Raw genomic sequence first — 20,101 nt, 5'->3', positions numbered from 1 at the left:
AGATTCGAGAATTTCAGCCCCAATTGACTGCAGGTAATCCTCTTCCATTGAAGAACTGAAGTCAGTGAGATCCATACCCTCAACAGAGTCGAGAGCATCACTACTCGCTTTATCTAGAAGTCCGAGGTCTTGCGAAGACTTCACCGCCCTTCTCAGTTGGAGAGCTGCCCCCTCGACGGCGTCCAAATGATGCGACCGTATCTCGCGGAGAACGACATCCACGATCAGGATTTGGATGTTGGTGGCAGCAAACTGACCCAGGACTGAGAGAAGCCCGCGATCGAACTGGAACCGTTGCCTAATCACAAGACTCGTATCTATAGCGACCGCAATAGGCTCGCCCCTAGCGAGTCGACTTACCAGATCAGCAGAGTAAATTTTCAACCCTAGGGCTCCTGGTTGCCGAAGACGAGCTTCACTAGCGCGAGACTACGATGACAGCCTGACCAGTGACATGGAGACGGTCAACCGGTAGGCGGTGCATCAGTCGCGCGCTGGAGGATGACTCCACCGAATGAGCACAGGCATATAGCAGCACAGGGTCCATCCGTATGGTGAGGCTCTATGCCCGCCATCCGCCTCTATACGGCTCCAGATTAAGCGCGACTCGGGAAGCGCGTCGGCTACTTGCCTTTAACTGCATTCCAGCCAGTGGCCATTGCCTTTCCGAGCTCGAAAAAGGCACTGGTAAAAGAGCTGCTGTCGGTGGGGGGAGCTTCCTTCTCTTGCTTTACGAGCTTACCAATAGCTACACATAGGGAAAGCGGTATAGCAACGAAGGACGCTATCACGGCGCCCATGATGGCGCTGGTCGTGGGTGGGAACTTAGAAAGGGCCACGCCCAACGCACCTAATTGCTCGGCAGCGTCCTTAGGAGACGTGCTGAACGACCAGTCCAATGCGTGGAATGAAGCGCGCGCCACGATGCAGAAGAACAGGCCGAAATAGGCAATGCTGAAGGTAGTCAACAGTAGGTAGAAAAACCACAGCTGAAAACGCTGGTCCCTAGCGGAAACCAACTGGTCATTGGGTCTCGGGCCCGCCAGTACTTTCGCCGTTAAGGTCATTTCAGGATCGTTCGGCAGACGCATCCCACTCGCTGCCGCATCCGCTGACGCTCCATCGTCCGGCTGAGACAAGTGCTACTCCTTATCTGATGTAACCTAGATTTTTCAGCCTATATATCATCGCCTGCTCAGACACCTGCATTGCGGAGGCAAGAGTCTCTACAGAGGTGACACCCTGATCAACGATCATCACTCTCATCGTATATGCAGGCATCAGCAGCTCTGCGGCAAAGCGGTTCGCCGATACCTCAACGGGATCGTAACTACCGCCAGCGAGCGTCGCAGAAGTGTCCCGAAAACGGGGACCATGCTGAAGAAAATGATGCCCAAGCTCATGCGCCACCGTGAACCGCTGACGGTTCGGCGGATCACTCAGATTGTAATAAATGACCGGATGCCCACCTTCGTTGGTGTAGGCACCGCTAATCGAAGGATCATAATTTGGCTGAAAAGGCGATAGCCCTTTGACTTCGATCCCCGCTTTGCCAGCGATCTCAGATGGATCAACTGGAACTGGACGGCCAGACCAGAAGTGCTGGATCACACTTTCAGCAAGCTGACGCTCCATCATTGACAGCTCCCCAAAGTTGCTTAGCCGGACACTATCACAGCTGTATGCAGTCACAAGTGCAAGAAGGAATCTGCTGTTACCGAGCAGTTACGAAAAAACCGGCAACAGCCGGTTCTTTCTTCAACACACTGATTTTAAATGGTGGGCGGTACAGGGATCGAACCTGTGACCCTTGCCGTGTGAAGGCAATGCTCTACCGCTGAGCTAACCGCCCGGTGTGTTGCTGAGCCGCTCATTATAGGAACTTTTCAGAGGCCGTCAACAGTTTTCACATTCGTCTTCACGGGTGTTTTCGAGGCGTGCCGCCGGGCGTGGCCCGGCGCTGCCTCACATCGTGTGGGTGGGCTTGTCCGAGCTGGTCAGGCCGGCCAGCTGGGTCTCGATCTTGTGCCGCACGCCCTCGCCTTCGGCGCCGTCGGCCAGCTGCACGCCGATGCCCGCGGTACGGTTGCCCTGTGCCCCTGCCGGGGTCACCCAGATCACCTTGCCGGCCACCGGCAGGCGCTCGCTGGAATCGGGCAGGGTCAGCAGCAGGAACACCTCGTCGCCGAGGAAGTAGCGCTTGGGCGTGGGCACGAAGATGCCGCCGTTCTTCACGAACGGCATGTACGCGCTGTACAGCGCGGCTTTGTCCTTCACGGCCAGGGACAGGATGCCCTGGCGGGCGTTGCTGGCACTCATCGATTTCCCCTTGCGGCAGGCCGCTCGTTCACCTTGTTCCAGGCCAGCAGCAACTCGACCACCGCAAGGTCTGCACGCACCGTGGTGCGCAGCAGGTCGCGGGTGCGGTTGGCAGCGTCGAACCAGGCTGCCAGCTTGTGCAATCGCTCCGGCGCGGTCAAGGCGTCCGTGCTGGCCTGGGCCAGCGCCAGGTCGGCGGCGAAGCGCAGGCGCAGCGCCGCGTTGTCATCACCGCACCATTTCTGCGCCAGCTCCACCGCGCCGGTCCTGCCGGTGGCCAGCTGCTCCAGGTCGCGGGCCACCTCACGGCGCAGGCTCAGCCCGTCCTCGCGCAGCCAGTTGTCGGCCTGGCCGGGATGGCCGCGCGCGGCGTCCAGCGCTTCGCGTGCGGAGGCGTCGCTGTGGCCCTGCTGCTGCAACCAGGCCAGCGCTTCCTCGTGCGGCGGCAGCTTGAACTCCAGGCGCTGGCACCGGCTGCGGATGGTCTGCGGCAGGCGTGCCGGGTCGCTGCTGATCAGCCACAGGTAGCGGCCGGGCTGCGGCTCTTCCAGCGTCTTGAGCAGTGCATTGGCCGCAGAGCGGTTGATCGCATCGGCCGGATCGACGATCACCACCTGGGCCACACCGTACTGCGGGGTCAATGCCAGTTTGTCGGTGATCTCGCGCACCTGCTCGATGACGATCTCGGTACGCAGCTTGTCGCCGCTCTTGTTCGGAATGAAGCTCACCAGCTGCAGGTCCGGGTGGGTACCGGCAGCGATCAGGTGGCGGGTGCGCGCGGCGTGCGCGGCATCGCCCTGCGCCAGCACGTGGTCGGCCAGCGCCAGCGCAACCTCGCGCTTGCCCAGCCCGGCCGGGCCGCAGATCAACAGGCCATGCCCCAGCCGGCCCGCGTCGAGCGCGGCCACGGTCTGATCGAATGCGCGCTGCTGCCAGGGCGAGAACGTGCTCATGCGCCCTTTCCTTCCTGCAGCCAGCGCTCGACCTGCGCGATCACGTCGGCGGCCACGCGTTCCTGCACCTGGCCCGCGTCGATCACGGCGAAGCGCTGTGGGTCCTGCTGGGCGCGGCTGCGGAACACTTCACGCACGCGCTGGAAGAAATCGTCCTGCTCGCTCTCGATGCGGTCCGGCCACAGGTCGCGGCCATTGGCGCGCGCACGACCGACCGCCACGTCCACATCCAGCAGCAGGGTCAGGCCCGGCAACAGGCCAACGGCACGGCGCTCCAGCTCGGCAATCCACTGCGGGTCCAGGCCACGGCCCCCTCCCTGATAGGCGTAGCTGGAATCGGTGAAGCGATCACTCAGCACGTAGGCACCGCGCTGCAGGGCCGGCTGGATCACCTCCCGCACGTGCTGCGCGCGGGCGGCGAACACCAGCAGCAGTTCGGCCTCGGCACTGAGCGGCTCGGCGGCGATCTCGGCATCGGGCTTCAGTATCAGGCTGCGGATGCGCTCGGCCAGCGGCGTGCCGCCCGGTTCACGCGTCAGCACGACCTCATGGCCATGCTGGCGCAGGCACGCGCGGATGGCATTGATCGCAGTGGTCTTGCCGGCGCCTTCGCCGCCTTCCAGGCTGACGAAACGTGGGTGGCGTAGCAGCGCGGGACTCATTGCGCCGGGGTCTCCTGGGTGCGTTGCTGGCGCAGCTGCTGCAGGTAGCGCGCTACCGCAGCGTTGTGCTGGTCCAGGCTGGACGAGAACACGTGCGCGCCACTGCCATCGCCAACGGCGACGAAATACAGTGCATCCCCCGCTGCCGGCTGTGCCGCGGCCATCAGGGCGTCGCGGCTGGGCATGGCGATGGGGGTCGGGGTCAGGCCCGCACGGGTATAGGTGTTGTAAGGCGTATCGGTGGTCAGGTCGCGGCGGCGGATGTTGCCGTCATAGGCCGCGCCGATGCCATAGATCACGGTGGGATCGGTCTGCAGGCGCATGCCGATCTGCAGGCGGCGCATGAACACGCCGGCAATCTGCGGGCGCTCGCTGGCCAGCGCGGTTTCCTTCTCGATGATCGATGCCAGCGTCAGCAGCTCGTACGGCGTGTTGATCGGCAGGTCCGGTGCACGGCTCTGCCAGGCCTCGTCCAGCGCCTTTTCCATTGCCGCATGCGCACGCTTGAGCACATCCACGTCGCTGTCACCGCGCTGGTAGATGTAGGTCTCCGGCAGGAACCGGCCTTCCGGATGCTGGCCGCCGAAGCCCAGGCGCTGCATCAGTGCCGCATCATCAAGATCATCGGTGGTGTGCAGCAGTGGATCGGCACGCTTCAGCGCCGCGCGCAGCTGGCGGATGTTCCAGCCTTCGATGATGGTGACGCGGTGCTGCAGGACCTTGCCGGCGCGCATGCGCAGCAGCAGCTCGCGCGGGGTCAGCTGGCTGTCCAGCGCGTACTCACCCACCTTCAGCTTGCCGGCGGCGTCGAGCTGGCGTGCCAGCAGCTGCCACTGTGCGTCCTGGCCTTCGTCCACGCCCGCCTCGCGCAGCTTGCGCAGCACGGTGTTCAGGCCATCGCCGCTGGCGATCACCACGGTCTCTGCGGAGGGGGAGATCCGGGCATCGGCGAACTGGGTCTGCTTGTAGAAGAACCACGCGCCCGCGCCGGCCACGACCGCGACCAGCACCACCAGCAGCGTTACCACGAACAGACACCCGCGCTTGGCTCCCGCCATGGATTACCTCAGAACTCGATTCCGTCGTGCAGGATACCGTGCCGGTGGTGTGGGGTCATGGCCGGATGAGGCGCTCAACCCCGCTTCGCTCGCCGGGCATGGCCCGGCGGTGATGCATCGGTAGCGCCGGGCCATGCCCGCCGGGGGTCGATCGCCTACCCTTGCTGGCCCAGGGCGCGCAGCAGGCCACGCGCTTTGGCGCGGGTCTCGTCCAGCTCCTTGTCCGGGTCCGAATCGACCACGATGCCGGCACCGGTGCGGAAACTGACCTCGTAGCCGTCCACCTCGGCGGTACGGATCAGGATGTTCAGGTCCAGGTCGCCATCGCGGTTCAGCCAGCCGAACGCCCCGGTATAGGCACCGCGCGGCACCTGCTCCAGCTCGCTGATGATCTGCATGCAGCGCACCTTCGGGCAGCCGGTGATGGTGCCGCCGGGGAACGTTGCGGCGATCACTTCGCCGGGGGTGACCTCCGGGCGCAGATGGCCGCTGACGTTGCTGACGATGTGGTGCACATGGGCGTAGCTCTCCACCGTCATCAGTTCATCAACCACCACGGTGCCGGGCAGGCAGATGCGGCCCAGATCGTTGCGCTCCAGGTCGATCAGCATCACGTGCTCGGCGCGCTCCTTCGGGTGCCCGACCAGCTCCTGGATGCGCGCGGCATCATCGTCACCCTCGAAACGCGGGCGCGTGCCCGCGATCGGCCGGGTCTGCGCGTGGCCGGCATGCACCGATACCAGCCGCTCCGGCGAGGAGCTGACCACGTGCCGCCCAAACGCACTGAACAGGCCGGCAAACGGTGCGGGGTTGGCGCGGCGCAGCTGTGCGTACAGGGCCTGCGGGCTGACCGGCGTGGCGAACTGCGCGCTCCAGCGCCGCGACAGGTTCACCTGGAACACATCGCCGGCGCGCAGGTAGTCGATCACCCGGCGCACGCCGTCGGTGAAGCGCTGCGGCGCGTCTTCGCCGACCGACTGCGGCGGCTGCCAGCCCTGCCCCGCCTCCGGCAGCGCCTGCGCGGCCAGCGCCACCAGCGAGTCCAGCAGCGCCTGCTCGCCCGCTTCGGCGATGACGAAGCTGGCGTGGTTCTGGTGATCGTGCAGCACGGCCGCCGGGCAGCGCAGCGCCAGTGCCGTCGGCCGGCCATCATCGCGCGCACGCGCCGGCAGCACCGGCTCGATCTGGCTGGCCACTTCGTAGTCGAGCATCAAGGCCCAGCCGCCGCGGAACGGCAGGCTGTGACTGCCATCGTGCGGCAGCCGTGCCTGCTGCCAGGCGCGGTCCAGCGCCTGCAGGAAACTGCCGGGCTGCACCGTATCCTGCTGGTCGCGCACGCAACCATCGGCATCCAGGCGCAGCATGTCGCCCTGTGCGGCCAACAGCAGGCTCCAGCGCCCCTGCGCGGTGCCGGAAGCGGTGGACTCCATCAGCAGCGGGAAACGTTCCGGCGCCTGCTGCTGCAGGGCCAGCAGATCGATCGGATGCGGCAGCGGGTGGATCAGCGGGGCGTGGGTCATGGTGGCCTGCAGGGGAATTCAGATACACGGAAGCCGCCTTGCGGCGGCTTCCTCGTGCGTGGAGCACGTCCGGTCGAGCATGGCCCGACGCGACAACCCGGTCAGACGCGCTTGAAGATCAGCGTGCCGTTGGTGCCGCCGAAGCCGAAGCCATTGGACATCACCACGTCGACCTTGGCCTGGCGCGCTTCATTGGGGACGTAGTCCAGGTCACAGCCTTCGCCCGGCTCCTGCAGGTTGATGGTCGGCGGGATGACGTTGTCCTGCAGCGCCATCACCGAGAAGATCGCCTCCACACCGCCGGCCGCGCCGAGCAGGTGGCCGGTCATCGACTTGGTGGAGCTGACCATCATCTTGTAGGCGTGGTCGCCGAAGGCCGTCTTCATCGCCATGGTTTCGCCCAGGTCGCCCAGCGGCGTGGAGGTGCCATGTGCGTTGAGGTAACCCACCTGTTCCGGATTCAGGCCAGCGTCCTTCAACGCCATGGTCATGCAGCGGGCAGCGCCTTCGCCGTTCTCGCTCGGCGCGGTCATGTGGTACGCGTCGGAGCTGGCGCCGAAGCCGGCCAGCTCGCAATAGATCTTCGCGCCACGGGCCTTGGCGTGCTCGTACTCTTCCAGGATCAGGATGCCGGCACCGTCGCCCAGCACGAAGCCGTCGCGGTCCTTGTCCCAGGGGCGCGAAGCCTGTTCCGGTGCGTCGTTGCGGGTGGACATGGCCTTCATCGCGCAGAAGCCGCCCACGGCGGTCGGCGAGGAGCCGCGCTCGGCGCCGCCCACCACCATCACGTCCGCATCGCCGTACTGGATCATGCGCATGGCGGTGCCGATCGAGTGGTTCGAGGTGGCGCAGGCCGAAACCGCCGAGAACGACGGGCCCTTCAGGCCGGTGATGATGCTCAGCTGGCCCGGCAGCATGTTGATGATGGTCTTGGGCACGTAGAAGGGCGAGATCTTCTTGCCCTCGTGGAATTCGATGGTCTGCTCTTCGATGCCGAGCAGGCCGCCGATGCCGGCGCCGACGATGGCGCCGATGCGCTCGGCATTGGCGTCGGTGATCTCCAGGCCCGAATCATGCAGGGCCATGAACGAGGCACCGAGGCCGTAATGGATGAACGGGTCCATCTTCTTGGCATCCTTGCCGCTGACCCGATACTTGCCGAACAGTGCATTGTCGGCGGTGATGTCGAAGCCCTTGACCTCACCTGCAATCTTGGTGGTGAACCGTTCCAGGTAGGAATCGGCGACGTTGGTCAGCGGACCGATGCCCGAACGACCATGGGTGATGCCTTCCCAGCTGCTGGCCAGATCATTGCCCAACGGCGAGACGATACCCAGGCCGGTTACGACGACGCGACGCTTCATTGCTGATTCTCCTGACCCGAAGATGCTTTCGGGCAACGCGGTTTGCTTCGGTGTGATGCGCAAACACACGGGGCCGCAACAGCGGCCCCATGGGGTGCGGTGCGCGCCGGGCGGATGCCCGCACGCGCACTGCCGTCTGACATCAGGCCTTGACGTGGGCCTTGATGTAGTCGATGGCGGCCTGCACGGTGCTGATCTTCTCGGCTTCTTCGTCCGGGATTTCGCACTCGAATTCTTCTTCCAGCGCCATCACCAGCTCGACGGTGTCCAGCGAGTCAGCGCCCAGGTCATCGACGAACGATGCGCTGGTGGTGACTTCTTCTTCCTTGACGCCAAGCTGTTCGACGACGATTTTCTTGACGCGTTCTTCGATGGTGCTCATGGGATCTCGCTCCAGATGGAGTTGTGGTTCAAAAGTGGTCGCCATCAAGGGCGATGGCCGTGGGATAGTGTAGTGGAAACCGGCGCGCCCTTGCATTGCAGCAAAAATCCACGCAGATCAACCACTTGCGGCGCAATCCGTGCGCCCCTTGCTTACGGCATGTACATGCCGCCGTTCACATGGAGGGTTTCGCCGGTGATGTAGCCGGCAGCCGGGCTGGCCAGGAAGGCCACCGCATGGGCGATGTCTTCCGGCGAACCCAGGCGTTCGAGGGCGATGTCGTTGATCAGCGCGGTGCGCGCTTCTTCCGGCAGTGCCTTGGTCATGTCGGTGTCGATGAAGCCCGGCGCGACCACGTTGACGGTGACGCCACGCGAGCCGATCTCCTTGGCCAGCGACTTGCTGAAGCCGATGATGCCGGCCTTGGCGGCCGCGTAGTTGGCCTGGCCGGCATTGCCGGTCACGCCCACCACCGAGGCGATGTTGATGATGCGGCCCTTGCGTGCCTTCATCATGCCGCGCATGACCGCCTTGCTGGTGCGGAACACGCTGGTCAGGTTGGTGTCGATGATCGAGGCCCAGTCATCGTCCTTCATGCGCATCAGCAGATTGTCGCGGGTGATGCCGGCGTTGTTGACCAGGATCGAGATCGGGCCGAATTCCTTGGCGATGCCATCCAGCACGCTGTCCAGTGCGGCGGCATCGGTGACGTTCAGCGCGCGGCCATGACCACCGTGGGCCGCCAGGCGCTCGCCGATCGCAGCAGCGCCGGACTCGGTGGTGGCGGTGCCGATGACGGTGGCGCCCTGGGCGGCCAGCAGATCGGCAATGGCGGCACCGATGCCACGGCTGGCGCCGGTGACCAGTGCGATTTCACCCTGCAGGGGCTTGCTCATGATGGTTTCCTCAGACGGGGGCAGCCGCCCCACCCGCGCCGCGTGCAGCGGCCACTGGCAGGGTCGACAGGAACAGGGGCGATCAGGCCGACCATGCCTCGCGGGCGCTTTCAAAGTCGCCCGGGGTGGCCAGCGAACGGCCGTCGATGGCCTTGTCGATGCGCTTGACCAGGCCGGTCAGCACCTTGCCCGGGCCACATTCGGCAACCTGGGTGATGCCACGGGCGGCCAGGGCCTGCACGCAACCGGTCCACTGCACCGGCTGGTACAGCTGCTGGACCAGCGCGGTGCGGATGGCATCCACGCCGTCGTGCACCTGGGCATCGACGTTCTGTACCACCGGCAGCTGCGGAGCCTGCCAGGACAGCCCGGCCATCACTTCGGCCAGACGGTTGGCGGCCTCGCGCATCAACGGGGTATGCGAGGGCACGCTGACGGCCAGCTTCACTGCCTTGCGCACGCCCTTTTCGGCCAGCAACGCCAGCGCGCGGTCGACTGCTGCCGCATCGCCACCGATCACGATCTGGCCGGGCGAGTTGAAGTTGGCCGGTACCACCACCTGGCTGCCCGCTGCTTCGGCGCAGACGTCCAGCACCAGCTGGTCTTCGGCGCCGAGCACGGCGGCCATGGCGCCCACGCCGGCCGGAGCCGCGTCCTGCATCAGCTGGCCGCGCAGGCGCACCAGGTGCGCACCGTCATGCAGGCTCAGCGCGCCAGCGGCGACCAGCGCCGTGTACTCGCCCAGGCTGTGGCCGGCCAGCACCGACGGGCGCGGACCACCCACGGCGTTCCAGGCGCGCCAAACGCCGATGCTCGCCGCCAGCAGGGCCGGCTGCGTGTATTCGGTACGGTTGAGCATTTCCTCCGGGCCACCCTGGGACAGCGCCCACAGGTCGACGCCGGCACCATCGGATGCCTCGGTGAAGGCCTCACGCACCTGCGGGTGCAGCTCGGCCAGCTCGGCCACCATGCCCACAGACTGCGAGCCCTGGCCGGGGAAGACAAAAGCGAGGGTGGATACGGTCACGCGGTCATCCGCTTGTTGCAATCGAAGCGGGCCATGATAAGGGTGAATCCGCCGTGTCGTCTGTACGTGCGCGTATGCAGGGCGTATGGAGCGCGCCAGCAATGCCGGGCCGGCGAACGGTTGCGGCACCGCCAAGCAATGCCCGGTGAACGGCTCCGGTAGCGCCGGGCCATGCCCGGCGGATGCAATCAGCAGAACAACTGCAGAATGTCCAGTTCGCCATCGGCAAAGAAGTCCATGCACAGCCCGACCACCATCAGCACCCCCATGGTGGTGGCGCCGTGCGCGATGAAGATCGAATGGGCCAGCGTGCGCGCCGAGCGTCCGAGCTTCATGCAGACCCGGGCCAGGCGCTGCAGGCGGCCGCTCACAGCGTGCACGTGCTCGCGTACCGGCGCCTGCACGGTGCCGATCGCCTCGGCCATCATCGCCTGCAGGCAGTCGGGCCGGTCGGCGTAGTACTTGGCCACGCCATAGCCGAACATCAGCCAGTCGCGCGCCTGGGCTTCGGCCAGATCCATCACTTCCAGCGGATCTTCCTCGAAGTCGATGAAACCGACCCGCTCGCCATCCCAGGTGAGGTTGCGCGGCAGCGGCTGGCCGAAATAGGCGCCACGGCTGTGTGCTTCGGCAAGTGCCCGCATTGCGGCCATCACCAGCCGGTCCCGCCCGGCGTCGTCGGCCTCGCGCAGGCAGGTGTTGAACGAGCTGCCGTTGTCCCCGATCACCAGCGCGGCATGGCCGCTGCCGATCACGTCGGGCACGTTCACCCCTTGTGCCTGCAGTTCGCCCAGGCGGCGGGCCTCGACCTCGCGTGCGGCGTCTCCGCCCCGGTGCGGCGGCGGGCGCAGCGCGTCCAGCTGGAACCGGCGGGCGACGAAATTGAGCAGGCCTAGGGCCATGGCTCGGCTTCCCTTGCCGTACTGCTTCAGCCAGGCGCGCTGCCCGTCGATGACGATGGGCTCAACCATGACAGGACCTCCTTAAACGCGTTACGGCCCCGGAGGGCCGCAACGACAGACTTCACGTTGTCGTAACTTGCACTATCAATAGCGCAACAGGGCCGAACCCCACGTGAAGCCGCCACCAAAGGCTTCCAGCAGCAGCAGCTGACCGCGCTCGACGCGGCCCGAGCGGACCGCAGCGTCCAGCGCCAGCGGCACCGAGCCGGACGAGGTGTTGCCATGCTGATCGACGGTGACCACGACCTGGTCCATCGACATTTCCAGCCGCTTGGCGGTGGCTTCGATGATGCGCAGGTTGGCCTGGTGCGGGATCAGCCAGTCCAGGTCCGACTTGTCCAGGCCATTGGCAGCCAGGGTCTCGTCCACGACCGAGTCCAGCGCCTTGACGGCGTACTTGAACACGTCGTTGCCCTTCATGTTGATGGTGCCGCCGCCATTGGCGCCGTCCTTGAGACCGGCCGAAACGCCGACCGGATTCCACAGCAGTTCCTTCTTGCTGCCATCAGAGTGCAGATGCGTGCTGAGGATGCCGGTTTCCTCGTCGGCCTTGAGCACGACGGCGCCAGCACCATCACCAAACAGCACGCAGGTGGTGCGGTCGTTCCAGTCGACGATGCGGGTCAGGGTTTCCGCGCCGATCACCAGCACGTGCCTGCAGTCGCCGGAACGGATGAACTTGTCGGCCACGCTCAGCGCGAACACGAAGCCCGAGCAGGCCGCGTTGACGTCGAAGGCGGGGCAACCGGCCACACCGAGCTTGGCCTGGATGAGGCACGCGGTGGACGGGAAAATCAGATCAGGCGTGGTCGTGCCGACCACGATCATGTCGAGCTGGGAAGCGTCGATGCCCGCCGCTTCAAGCGCACGCAGCGCAGCCTGGTAGCCGAGATCGCTGGTGGTCTCGCCTTCGGCCGCAATGTGCCGCTCACGAATACCGGTGCGCGTCTGGATCCACTCGTCCGAGGTTTCGACCATTTTTTCCAGGTCGGCGTTGGTCAGGACTTTTTCCGGCAAATAGCTGCCGGTGCCCGCGATCCTCGAGTAGATCCGCTTGCTCATCATGTTTCCTGTTGCGCGGGCCGCCGATCACCGGCACGCCCGGGGAAAGAAGGCAAAGGCCGCTGCCCGTCGGGCAGCGGCCTTCCCGGCACATCAATCTTCTTCGACGGCCGAGGTCTTGGTCTGGATGACCTTCTTGCCACGGTAGAAACCGTCGGCAGTGATGTGGTGACGCAGATGCACTTCACCGGTGGTCGGGTCGGTCGACAGCTGCTTGGCGCTCAGGGCGTCATGCGAACGACGCTGGCCGCGACGGGACGGGGTAACACGGGATTTCTGGACAGCCATGGGATTGCTCCAAACTCGGTTCGTTTTGCTTCGTCGTTTCGTCGCACAGGACGCCAGCGCCCAGCACACTTTTCGCTTTCGCCGCAGCCGCCGACGACAACCGGCTGCTATTGTTTCTTCAACGCCGCCAACGCCGCGAACGGGTTGGCCTTCTTCGTTTCTTCTTCGCTCGGTGCCCAGTCCTTGTCGACTGCTTCACCGTCGGGTGACAGCGGTACCACCGGCACCGCCAGCACCAGTTCGTCCTCGACCAGGTCCAGCGGACGCAGCTGGCCATCTTCCGGCACCAGCAACGCCTCGTATTCCTCCGGCAGGGACGATTCCTCGTCCTCGTCGCGGATCAGGCCAAGCCTCTGGGTCACCTTCACCGGCAACAGGAATCGCTGCATGCTGCGCTGACAGGTCAGCGGCAGCGCGGTGTCGATGGTCAGTTCCACATAGGATACCCGCAAGACGTCGTCGCGACCGAACTCAAGCGAGTACACGCACTCGCCGTCGGTATCTGCGACCAACCCCTGCAGGCGGGTCAATTCAGCCAGGGACACCTGACCGTCGAAGCGCCTTCGCGCTACAACCATCCGCCAGGCATCCAGCGTTTCGGGCACGTTCGCGGACATAAGCCGCTGAATACTAAGGATCCGGGCGGCGGCTGTCAAATGCCCGCCACATGAGGCTTGCCGCTGGCAGTCAGGCCGGGCCAGACTGCCGCACCCTGCCCCGGTATTGTTGCATGACCCTGGTCCTGGCCTCCACCTCCCGTTACCGCCGCGAACTGCTGCAGCGGCTGGCCCTGCCGTTCGAGTGCGCGCGCCCGGAGGTGGATGAAACGCCGTTGAGCGGTGAAGCCCCGCTGGATCTGGCGGTACGCCTGGCCGCGGCCAAGGCGGCCGATGTGGCCGCCCGCCACCCGGGCGCCTGGGTGATCGGCTCGGACCAGGTCGCCGATCTGGAAGGCCGGCCGCTGGGCAAGCCAGGCACGGTCGATGCCGCCTGTGCGCAGTTGGCGGCCATGGCCGGACGCACCGTACGCTTCCACACCGCCCTCAATCTCACACGGGACGGAGAATCTTTCGCAGCGCTGGATCTGACGGAAGTGCGCTTCCGTCATCTTGATGCCGCGGAAATCGCCCGTTATGTCGCTGCCGAGCAGCCCCTTGACTGTGCCGGCAGCTTCAAATGCGAAGGACTGGGCATCAGCCTGTTCGAAGCCATCGACAGCCGCGATCCCACTGCGCTGGTCGGCCTGCCCCTGATCGCCCTGTGCGGCGTGCTGCGCAGGGCCGGATTCCGGGTGCCCTGAGCCCCGGGGTAGCGCCTTCAGCGCTTCTCCACCACGAACGGCTGCTCCTGCCATGCTTCCACGCTGCCGTCGTGGCCGTACAGGCGCAGGCCCAGCCAGTGCTTGCCCGGTGCCAGCACGGAGGTATCGAGGCTGGCATCGAAGCCCACGGCCGGATGCTGCGGATCGGTGCTGTCCGGCCAGGCCGGGCGCAGGTCGAACTCGCGACCGTAGCGTGCATCGCCGATCGAACGGCCATCGACCAGCACCTCCACGCGCGCCAGGCCGACGCCGTCCTTGAAGGCCCAGCCCCGGATCGCCAGCGTGCCGGACACCTTCTCGCCATTGGACGGCGCATCCAGCCATGCCATCGCCGGCGTCACGCAGGGCCCCGGCGCGCGCTGCGCCGGCAGGCGGAACAGCAGGAAGCGCTGGAAGCCGTGGTCACTGCTGACAATCCGTGGTGCCGGCAGCGGCCCCACCTGTTCGCAGACCGCGTGATAGCGGTCCAGCAGCTCGCGGTACCGCTGGTCGCTGGGTGACAGCACCAGCAGCATGGGCGCGGTGCGCTCACCGGCATGCACCAGGTTCCACTGCGCCAGCTGCGCCGTGCGGCCATGCTTGTCGTTGAGCGGGTGCGGCAACACTTCGATATCGCCATCGCCCAGCTGGAAGCCCAGCTCGGCCCCCACCTTGAAGTTGCCGGCCAGGACACGCGTGCCTTCCGGCATCTGCTGCAGTTCCTCGCGGACCGCCGTGGCCAACGGCTCCCAGCCGGCGAAATTGCGCGGGTAGTACTTGCTGCCGGCCATCTGCTCGCGCAGTGCCGGCGTGGATGCCATCAGGTAGTAGCCGAACGCCAGCACCATGCCCAGCCCTGCCAGCCACCACCCTGTCCTGCGCAGCCAGCGCGGCCATCCATTGAGCACCACCGGTACCGCGACCAGCAGCGCCAGGTAGCCCGGCAGCGGCCAGTGGAAACTGATGCGCTCGACATCGGTGAAGAACCCCAGCAGGAAGATGCCCAGCGTCGATACGCCGCCCACCAGCCCGAAGTAGCGCCACTGCACGCGCGCACCACCACCGCTGCGCGTGCCGGCCAGCGCCACCTTCCACATCGCGATGCACAGGATGGGGGTGACCAGCATCGGCTGGATCACCAGGAACCACAGCCCACCCCACTCGAACGCCCAGGGATGGCGCTCGACCACCTGGAACTTCAGCCCGGCATCGTGGTTGTCCGCATTCCACGCCAGCAACGGCAACCAGGCCAGTACACCGATGGCCAGCGCGACCCAGACCCGCGGATCGGCCAGCATGCGCCGGCCCTGCGGCAACGCCAGCAACGCGATGAAGCCGACGCCGATCACACCGATGAAGCGATAGTGGCTGAGCGCACCGATCAGCAGGCCCAATGCCAGCTTCATCGCCGATGATGCGTCCACGTTGTGCAGCAGGCGCGCACCCGCGTGCAGGCACAGCACGGCCGCCAGCGCCATGGGTACGTCCGGCACCGCCAGCAGCCCCAGCGTGGCCGACAGTGGCATCAGCAGAGTAAGGCTGCCTGCCTGCCAACCGGCCACGGCACCGAACCAGCGCGTGGCGATGCGCGAAACCAGCCAGGGCAGCAACGCACCTATCGCCAGGAACGGCAGGCGCAGGGCCAGCACGTGATGACCGCCGATCTCCACGCCCAGCCGCGCCATCCACGCGGTCAGGCCCGGCAGATCGGAATAGGCCGCCGCCAGGTGCTGGCCTTCCTGCCAGTAGAACGCTTCATCGACGAACAGTGGCAGGCGCGCGGCCACCACCAGCTTGGCCGCTGTGACCAGCGTCCATAACCAGAGAAAAATCGTCCGTGCGCGCTGTTCGCCCTGCATTGCTCTATGGATAATCGAGGAGATTCCAGATCAGAGACGATCATGCCAGCTTCGTCCCCCAGTCCCAGCATGCTAACCGATCAACTGCGCCAGTCCCTGCGGGAGGCCCAGGATCAGGTCAACGCGCTGGTGCTGGGCAAGGTTCCGGAAGTGCGGCTCGCCTTCGTCGCTCTGCTGTCCGGTGGACATCTGCTGATCGAGGACCTGCCCGGCCTCGGCAAGACCACGCTGGCCCACGCGCTGGCCAGCAGTCTGGGCCTGGGCTTCCAGCGCGTGCAGTTCACCTCGGATCTGTTGCCGGCCGATGTGCTTGGCGTATCGGTGTATGAGGCAGGCAGTCGCCAGTTCCAGTTCCATCCCGGCCCGGTGTTCACCCATGTGCTGCTGGCCGATGAAATCAACCGCGCGCCACCACGCACGCAGAGCGCGCTGCTGGAGGCCATGGCCGAACAGCAGGTGACACTGGATGGACAGACGCATGCGCTGCCGGACCCCTTCTTCGTGATCGCCACCCAGAATCCGGTGGACCTGTCGGGCACGTTCCCCTTGCCCGACTCGCAGCTGGACCGTTTCCTGCTGCGGCTGGCGATGGGCTATCCCAGCCCGCAGGCCGAGCGCGAGCTGCTGCGCGGCACCGATCGCCGCGACCTGATCGCACGTGCGATGCCGAAACTGGACGAAGTGCAGGTGCGGGCATTGCGTGAGGCCGTAGGCCAGGTCCACGCCAGCGACGCGCTGGTCGACTACGTGCAGGCCCTGCTGACACGCAGCCGCCAGCATGCAGGCGTGCGCGTTGGGCTGTCGCCTCGTGCCGGACTGGCGCTGCTGCGTGCAGCCCGGGCGCATGCGCTGCTGCTCGGCCGCAGCCATGTCATTCCCGAAGACGTGCAGACGCTGTTCGTGGCGGTGGCGGGGCATCGACTGGTGGCCGAAGCCGAGTCCAGCTCCGGGCCTGCGCTGGCACGCGCGATCCTGCAGACCGTCACGGTGGACTGAGCGTGGCCTCGCGCTGGGCGCGGCTGCAGCTGCTGGCACGCCCGCGTGCGCCGGAAGCACTGCCGCAGCGGTTGAACCGCCACCGCATCTACGTGCTGCCGACGCGCTTCGGCCTGTTCGTCGCCACGCTGCTGTCGGCGATGCTGCTGGGTGCGCTGAATTACAACAACAACCCCGCGTTGCTGCTGGCGTTGCTGCTGGCGGCGGCGGCAATCGCCAGCGCCATTGCCGCGCACCTGCAGTTGTCGGGCGTGCAGATCGATGCGATCTCCGCCGAGCCGGTGCCTGCCGGCCAGCCGCTGCGGCTGCGCGTGGACCTGTCGCTGCGTGATCCGCGGCCACGACAGGGGCTGCACCTGCAACTGGGCGACAGCCAGGCCTGGACCTCGCTGCCGGCACAGGGGCGTGGCGAAGTGGAGCTGGACGTCCCCAGCGAACGTCGCGGCTGGCGGGAGCTGTCGCGCATCCGCCTGTCCACCACGCAACCGCTGGGCCTGGTCCGTGCGTGGTCATGGGTGTGGCCGGAACAGCCATTGCTGGTGTATCCCCTGGCCGAAGCGTTGGCCCCCGCGCTGCCGGAGCGCGGCAACGATCCATTGCACACCCGCGCCCACGCCAGCGGCGAAGAGCTGCACCAGCTGCGCCCCTACCGCGCCGGAGACGCGCCACGCAGCATTGCCTGGAAGCACTCCGCGCGCCGCGACAGCCTGCTGGTCCGTGAGTACGAAAAGCCGGTCGGCATCGAGGTCGTGCTGGACTGGCACACGCTGGCGCCACTGCCGACCGAAGCGCGCATCGCACGCTTGGCGCGCTGGATCGACATGGCCGAACGCGGAGGTCGCCGCTACACCCTGCTGCTGCCCTCGCATCCGCCACTGGGGCCGGGACAGGGCGCCAGCCATCACCATCTCTGCCTGCGCGCGTTGGCGCTGATGCCGCATGACTGACGTCGCGCCCACGCTCGACCGCAACGCCCGCACCTGGACCCTGGCCAGCGCTGCGCTTGCGCTGCTGCCGTTGCTGCTGCAGTTGCCGCCGATGCTGGCCACGGTGATCGCGCTGGCTGCGCTGCTGACGGCCGCGCTGTCGTGGCGACGCGTGTTGCCGATGCCGGTGCGCCTGCTGCTCGTGCTGGGCATGCTGGCCGCCATCGTCTGGCAGATGGGCCTGGTCCGCCCCGGACGCGATACCGGCTGCGCACTGCTCGCCGCGATGCTTGCAATCAAGTCCAGCGAGCTGCGCAGCCTGCGCGATGCACGCAGCCTGCTGGGCTTCGCGCTGTTCTCGCCATTCGCCGCTTTCCTGCTGGACCAGGGCCCGCTGACCACGCTGCTGGCGGCGCTGGCCGGCCTTTGTGCACTGCTGGCCCTGCAGCGCCTGGCACAGGGCGAGGGCCACGCCGACGCCTTGCCGTTGCGCGGCCAGCTGAAGGGCGTCGGCCGGCTGCTGGCGCTGGGCCTGCCACTGGCGCTGGCGTCGTTCTGGCTGTTTCCGCGTCTGTCCACGCCGCTGTGGGGCGTACCCGAACGCGCGGTCAGCACGCCGGGCCTGTCCGACAGCATGGAGCCGGGGCAGTGGCTGGACCTGATGGCCGACGACACACCTGCGCTACGGGTGCAGTTCTTCGGCGCCGTACCCGAGCCGGACCAGCGCTACTGGCGAGGACCGGTGTTGACCGACTTCGATGGCCGACGCTGGACCCGTGACCCTGCCCGCACGCAGCGCCCACCCGCGATCGTCGATGCCGGTGCGCGCGGCTGGGACTACCAGATCGACTACGAACCGACCGACCGCCGCCAGCTGGTGGCACTGGATCTGCCCACCCGTGCGCCGGAAGGCAGCACGCTGGATGCGGACATGAGCCTGCTCAGCGACCGCACGCTGTCGGCGCTGAGCCGGTGGCGCCTGCACTCGGCGCCGCCGCAGCACTTCGACAGCGCGCTCCCCCCCTACCTGCGACGCGCAGCGCTGCAGTTGCCGGCCGGCTTCAATCCACGCACCGCCACCCTCGCCCGGCAGTGGCGGCAGGAGGCGGGCAGCAACGATGAGGCCGTGGTACGTCGCGCACTGCAGTGGATCACCACCGATTTCTCCTACACGCTGGACACGCCCGTGGCCGGCCGCGACCCCATCGATGAATTCCTGTTCGGCTACAAGGCAGGCTTCTGCGAGCACTTCAGCTCGGCCTTCGTGGTGCTGATGCGCAACGCAGGCATTCCGGCCCGTGTGGTGACCGGCTTCGCCGGCGGCACGCGCAACCGGGTGGGCGATTACTGGGTCGTGCGGCGGATGGATGCCCACGCCTGGGCCGAGGTCTGGCTGCCGCAACGGGGCTGGGTGCGGGTCGATCCCACGGCGGCCGTCGCCCCCGAACGCATCCTGGACACCCTCGACGATCGCCTGCTGGCTGAGGCCGGCAATCCGCTGCAACAGCGCTGGCTGCAGCTGGGGCAGATGGGCGACTGGCTGCGCCGTGGCTGGAACGACCTGGTGCTGTCCTTCGATGCGCGCCGCCAGCAGCAGCTGTTCAAGCCCCTGGGCCTGGACGACATCAGTCCGGGACAGTTGCTGTCAGGCTTCGTGATGGCCGCGTTGGCAGCCGTGCTGTGGATGGCATGGCTGCTGGCCCGGGGCGAGCGCGAACGCGACCCGCTGCTGCGCGCCTGGCACCGCCTGGGCCGGCGCTACGCCCGGCTCGGCCTGGCCCGGGAACCGCACGAGCCGGCACTGCTCTGGGCCCATCGCGTCCATGCGTGCCGGCCCGATCCGGCCCTGCTGGCACTCAGCCAGCGTTTCGCCGACGCGCGCTACGCTGGAACTTGCACCGACCTCGCTTCATTATTGCGGGACCTGCGCAGGCATCGCCCGACTTCCGGAGCCTCCCCATGAACACCAAGTTCCTTCTCACCGCTGTGGCCACGCTGGCCCTGTCGGCCTGCGCCACGGCCCCAAAGCCGCTGCAGGGACAGTTCAGCATGGTCTCCCCGCGCGATTCAGTCGCCACCCAGCAGGTCGGCACGCCCGTGCGCTGGGGTGGCCGCATCATCGAAACCAAGCCCGGCCAGGGCGAGACCTGCTTCCAGATGATCTCGCGCCCGCTCAACGCCTCCGGCCGGCCGAACACCACCTCGTCCGATGCCAGCGACGGCCGCTTCATCGCCTGCCGCTCCGGCTTCTACGATCCGGCGGTGTTTGAGCCCGGCCGTGACGTGACCTTCATCGGCAAGATCGATGGCTACCAGAACACCCGCATCGGCGAGTACGACTATCGCCTGCCGAAGCTGTCGGCCGATGTGATCTACCTGTGGCCGGAGCAGCGACAGGTCGACGTCGTGCCCTACCCCTATGGCCCCTGGGGCCCGGGCCCGTATGGCCCGTACTGGGGCTACGGCCGCTGGGGCTGGTGGTAACCCCCCTCCGGTACGCATGACGCAGAAGGCCGCCCACCGGGCG

The 20,101-nt window shown here is 66.6% G+C and carries 22 protein-coding genes and 1 tRNA gene; 5 read left to right on the top strand and 18 right to left on the bottom strand.

Annotated features, from left to right (window positions below; translation table 11 throughout):
* From QMZ25_RS17255 to QMZ25_RS17175, 17 genes are all read right to left on the bottom strand, one after another.
* A partial coding sequence (locus tag QMZ25_RS17255; RefSeq protein ID WP_283220019.1) for a hypothetical protein occupies positions 1-384 on the bottom strand: 384 nt, incomplete at its 3' end.
* 239 nt (positions 385-623) lie between these two features.
* Positions 624-1,139, bottom strand: a complete 516-nt coding sequence (locus tag QMZ25_RS17250) for a hypothetical protein (RefSeq protein WP_283220018.1) — start codon at positions 1,137-1,139, stop codon at positions 624-626.
* 10 nt (positions 1,140-1,149) lie between these two features.
* Entirely contained in the window at positions 1,150-1,638 is a 489-nt protein-coding gene (locus tag QMZ25_RS17245) for an ImmA/IrrE family metallo-endopeptidase (RefSeq protein WP_283220017.1), read from the bottom strand.
* Positions 1,639-1,777: 139 nt separating this feature from the next.
* Positions 1,778-1,852: transfer RNA gene (locus QMZ25_RS17240), tRNA-Val, on the bottom strand.
* A 113-nt stretch (positions 1,853-1,965) separates the two neighbouring features.
* Entirely contained in the window at positions 1,966-2,319 is a 354-nt protein-coding gene (locus QMZ25_RS17235) for a PilZ domain-containing protein (RefSeq protein WP_053520428.1), read from the bottom strand.
* A complete protein-coding gene (locus QMZ25_RS17230) occupies positions 2,316-3,272 on the bottom strand; it encodes a DNA polymerase III subunit delta' (RefSeq protein ID WP_164152178.1) in 957 nt (318 codons plus the stop codon). Before QMZ25_RS17230 ends, QMZ25_RS17235 begins: the two co-directional genes overlap by 4 nt.
* The gene (gene tmk / locus QMZ25_RS17225) at positions 3,269-3,934 is read right to left on the bottom strand and encodes a dTMP kinase (protein ID WP_065182455.1); all 666 of its coding nucleotides are present in this window, start codon (positions 3,932-3,934) and stop codon (positions 3,269-3,271) included. The genes QMZ25_RS17230 and tmk overlap by 4 nt, the downstream gene beginning before the upstream one ends.
* Positions 3,931-4,992 (bottom strand): endolytic transglycosylase MltG, encoded by a 1,062-nt coding sequence (gene mltG / locus QMZ25_RS17220; RefSeq protein WP_065175958.1) that lies wholly within the window; start codon positions 4,990-4,992, stop codon positions 3,931-3,933. Before mltG ends, tmk begins: the two co-directional genes overlap by 4 nt.
* A 155-nt stretch (positions 4,993-5,147) precedes the next feature.
* Entirely contained in the window at positions 5,148-6,512 is a 1,365-nt protein-coding gene (locus QMZ25_RS17215; protein WP_283220016.1) for an aminodeoxychorismate synthase component I, read from the bottom strand.
* A gap of 101 nt (positions 6,513-6,613) precedes the next feature.
* Positions 6,614-7,876 carry a beta-ketoacyl-ACP synthase II gene (fabF, locus tag QMZ25_RS17210; RefSeq protein ID WP_053519103.1) on the bottom strand — a complete coding sequence of 421 codons (1,263 nt, stop codon included), beginning with the start codon at positions 7,874-7,876 and terminating at the stop codon, positions 6,614-6,616.
* Positions 7,877-8,018: 142 nt separating this feature from the next.
* Positions 8,019-8,258: an acyl carrier protein gene (gene acpP / locus QMZ25_RS17205; protein WP_053519101.1), complete on the bottom strand. Its 240-nt coding sequence runs from the start codon at positions 8,256-8,258 to the stop codon at positions 8,019-8,021.
* A 152-nt stretch (positions 8,259-8,410) separates the two neighbouring features.
* A complete protein-coding gene (gene fabG, locus QMZ25_RS17200; protein ID WP_053519099.1) occupies positions 8,411-9,154 on the bottom strand; it encodes a 3-oxoacyl-ACP reductase FabG in 744 nt (247 codons plus the stop codon).
* Between the two features lie 82 nt (positions 9,155-9,236).
* Positions 9,237-10,181, bottom strand: a complete 945-nt coding sequence (fabD, locus tag QMZ25_RS17195) for an ACP S-malonyltransferase (protein ID WP_053519097.1) — start codon at positions 10,179-10,181, stop codon at positions 9,237-9,239.
* Between the two features lie 188 nt (positions 10,182-10,369).
* Positions 10,370-11,152 carry a serine/threonine protein phosphatase gene (locus tag QMZ25_RS17190; protein WP_065182460.1) on the bottom strand — a complete coding sequence of 261 codons (783 nt, stop codon included), beginning with the start codon at positions 11,150-11,152 and terminating at the stop codon, positions 10,370-10,372.
* 75 nt (positions 11,153-11,227) lie between these two features.
* Positions 11,228-12,205, bottom strand: a complete 978-nt coding sequence (locus QMZ25_RS17185; protein WP_283220015.1) for a beta-ketoacyl-ACP synthase III — start codon at positions 12,203-12,205, stop codon at positions 11,228-11,230.
* Positions 12,206-12,298: 93 nt separating this feature from the next.
* Positions 12,299-12,493 (bottom strand): 50S ribosomal protein L32, encoded by a 195-nt coding sequence (gene rpmF, locus QMZ25_RS17180; protein ID WP_005408308.1) that lies wholly within the window; start codon positions 12,491-12,493, stop codon positions 12,299-12,301.
* 107 nt (positions 12,494-12,600) lie between these two features.
* Positions 12,601-13,110, bottom strand: coding sequence for a YceD family protein (locus QMZ25_RS17175; protein WP_049404889.1), 510 nt, complete (start codon positions 13,108-13,110; stop codon positions 12,601-12,603).
* A gap of 113 nt (positions 13,111-13,223) precedes the next feature.
* Here QMZ25_RS17175 and QMZ25_RS17170 point away from each other — a divergent pair, with 113 nt between their 5' ends.
* Positions 13,224-13,793: a Maf family nucleotide pyrophosphatase gene (locus QMZ25_RS17170; protein WP_053519091.1), complete on the top strand. Its 570-nt coding sequence runs from the start codon at positions 13,224-13,226 to the stop codon at positions 13,791-13,793.
* A 17-nt stretch (positions 13,794-13,810) separates the two neighbouring features.
* On the opposite strand, the gene QMZ25_RS17165 is transcribed toward QMZ25_RS17170, so the two are convergent.
* A complete protein-coding gene (locus QMZ25_RS17165; RefSeq protein WP_053519089.1) occupies positions 13,811-15,652 on the bottom strand; it encodes a glycosyltransferase family 39 protein in 1,842 nt (613 codons plus the stop codon).
* Positions 15,653-15,694: 42 nt separating this feature from the next.
* On the opposite strand from QMZ25_RS17165, the gene QMZ25_RS17160 reads away from it, so the two are divergent.
* Genes QMZ25_RS17160 through QMZ25_RS17145 form a run of 4 tightly spaced genes read left to right on the top strand, consistent with a single transcriptional unit; the run spans position 15,695 to position 20,058 of the window.
* On the top strand, positions 15,695-16,648 hold the full coding sequence (locus QMZ25_RS17160; RefSeq protein ID WP_065175954.1) for an AAA family ATPase: 954 nt from the start codon (positions 15,695-15,697) through the stop codon (positions 16,646-16,648).
* Positions 16,649-16,650: 2 nt separating this feature from the next.
* A complete protein-coding gene (locus tag QMZ25_RS17155) occupies positions 16,651-17,595 on the top strand; it encodes a DUF58 domain-containing protein (protein ID WP_053519085.1) in 945 nt (314 codons plus the stop codon).
* Positions 17,588-19,537, top strand: a complete 1,950-nt coding sequence (locus QMZ25_RS17150; protein WP_283220014.1) for a DUF3488 and transglutaminase-like domain-containing protein — start codon at positions 17,588-17,590, stop codon at positions 19,535-19,537. Before QMZ25_RS17155 ends, QMZ25_RS17150 begins: the two co-directional genes overlap by 8 nt.
* On the top strand, positions 19,534-20,058 hold the full coding sequence (locus QMZ25_RS17145; RefSeq protein ID WP_053519081.1) for a Slp family lipoprotein: 525 nt from the start codon (positions 19,534-19,536) through the stop codon (positions 20,056-20,058). Before QMZ25_RS17150 ends, QMZ25_RS17145 begins: the two co-directional genes overlap by 4 nt.
* Positions 20,059-20,101 lie beyond the last annotated feature (43 nt).

The sequence above is a fragment of the Stenotrophomonas sp. RS-48 genome, assembly GCF_030053245.1.
Lineage (GTDB): Bacteria > Pseudomonadota > Gammaproteobacteria > Xanthomonadales > Xanthomonadaceae > Stenotrophomonas > Stenotrophomonas maltophilia_P.
Note: the sequence above shows the minus strand (reverse complement) of the source record. Positions and strands in the feature narration are given on the sequence as shown.

What these genes read in the sequence shown, in the direction of transcription:
- QMZ25_RS17245 (WP_283220017.1), bottom strand. Translation starts at nt 1,638, where the DNA reads ATGATGGAGCGTCAGCTTGCTGAAAGTGTGATCCAGCACTTCTGGTCT.
- QMZ25_RS17235 (WP_053520428.1), bottom strand. Translation starts at nt 2,319, where the DNA reads ATGAGTGCCAGCAACGCCCGCCAGGGCATCCTGTCCCTGGCCGTGAAG.
- QMZ25_RS17230 (WP_164152178.1), bottom strand. Translation starts at nt 3,272, where the DNA reads ATGAGCACGTTCTCGCCCTGGCAGCAGCGCGCATTCGATCAGACCGTG.
- tmk (WP_065182455.1), bottom strand. Translation starts at nt 3,934, where the DNA reads ATGAGTCCCGCGCTGCTACGCCACCCACGTTTCGTCAGCCTGGAAGGC.
- mltG (WP_065175958.1), bottom strand. Translation starts at nt 4,992, where the DNA reads ATGGCGGGAGCCAAGCGCGGGTGTCTGTTCGTGGTAACGCTGCTGGTG.
- QMZ25_RS17215 (WP_283220016.1), bottom strand. Translation starts at nt 6,512, where the DNA reads ATGACCCACGCCCCGCTGATCCACCCGCTGCCGCATCCGATCGATCTG.
- fabF (WP_053519103.1), bottom strand. Translation starts at nt 7,876, where the DNA reads ATGAAGCGTCGCGTCGTCGTAACCGGCCTGGGTATCGTCTCGCCGTTG.
- acpP (WP_053519101.1), bottom strand. Translation starts at nt 8,258, where the DNA reads ATGAGCACCATCGAAGAACGCGTCAAGAAAATCGTCGTCGAACAGCTT.
- fabG (WP_053519099.1), bottom strand. Translation starts at nt 9,154, where the DNA reads ATGAGCAAGCCCCTGCAGGGTGAAATCGCACTGGTCACCGGCGCCAGC.
- QMZ25_RS17190 (WP_065182460.1), bottom strand. Translation starts at nt 11,152, where the DNA reads ATGGTTGAGCCCATCGTCATCGACGGGCAGCGCGCCTGGCTGAAGCAG.
- QMZ25_RS17185 (WP_283220015.1), bottom strand. Translation starts at nt 12,205, where the DNA reads ATGAGCAAGCGGATCTACTCGAGGATCGCGGGCACCGGCAGCTATTTG.
- rpmF (WP_005408308.1), bottom strand. Translation starts at nt 12,493, where the DNA reads ATGGCTGTCCAGAAATCCCGTGTTACCCCGTCCCGTCGCGGCCAGCGT.
- QMZ25_RS17175 (WP_049404889.1), bottom strand. Translation starts at nt 13,110, where the DNA reads ATGTCCGCGAACGTGCCCGAAACGCTGGATGCCTGGCGGATGGTTGTA.
- QMZ25_RS17170 (WP_053519091.1), top strand. Translation starts at nt 13,224, where the DNA reads ATGACCCTGGTCCTGGCCTCCACCTCCCGTTACCGCCGCGAACTGCTG.
- QMZ25_RS17165 (WP_053519089.1), bottom strand. Translation starts at nt 15,652, where the DNA reads ATGCAGGGCGAACAGCGCGCACGGACGATTTTTCTCTGGTTATGGACG.
- QMZ25_RS17160 (WP_065175954.1), top strand. Translation starts at nt 15,695, where the DNA reads ATGCCAGCTTCGTCCCCCAGTCCCAGCATGCTAACCGATCAACTGCGC.
- QMZ25_RS17150 (WP_283220014.1), top strand. Translation starts at nt 17,588, where the DNA reads ATGACTGACGTCGCGCCCACGCTCGACCGCAACGCCCGCACCTGGACC.
- QMZ25_RS17145 (WP_053519081.1), top strand. Translation starts at nt 19,534, where the DNA reads ATGAACACCAAGTTCCTTCTCACCGCTGTGGCCACGCTGGCCCTGTCG.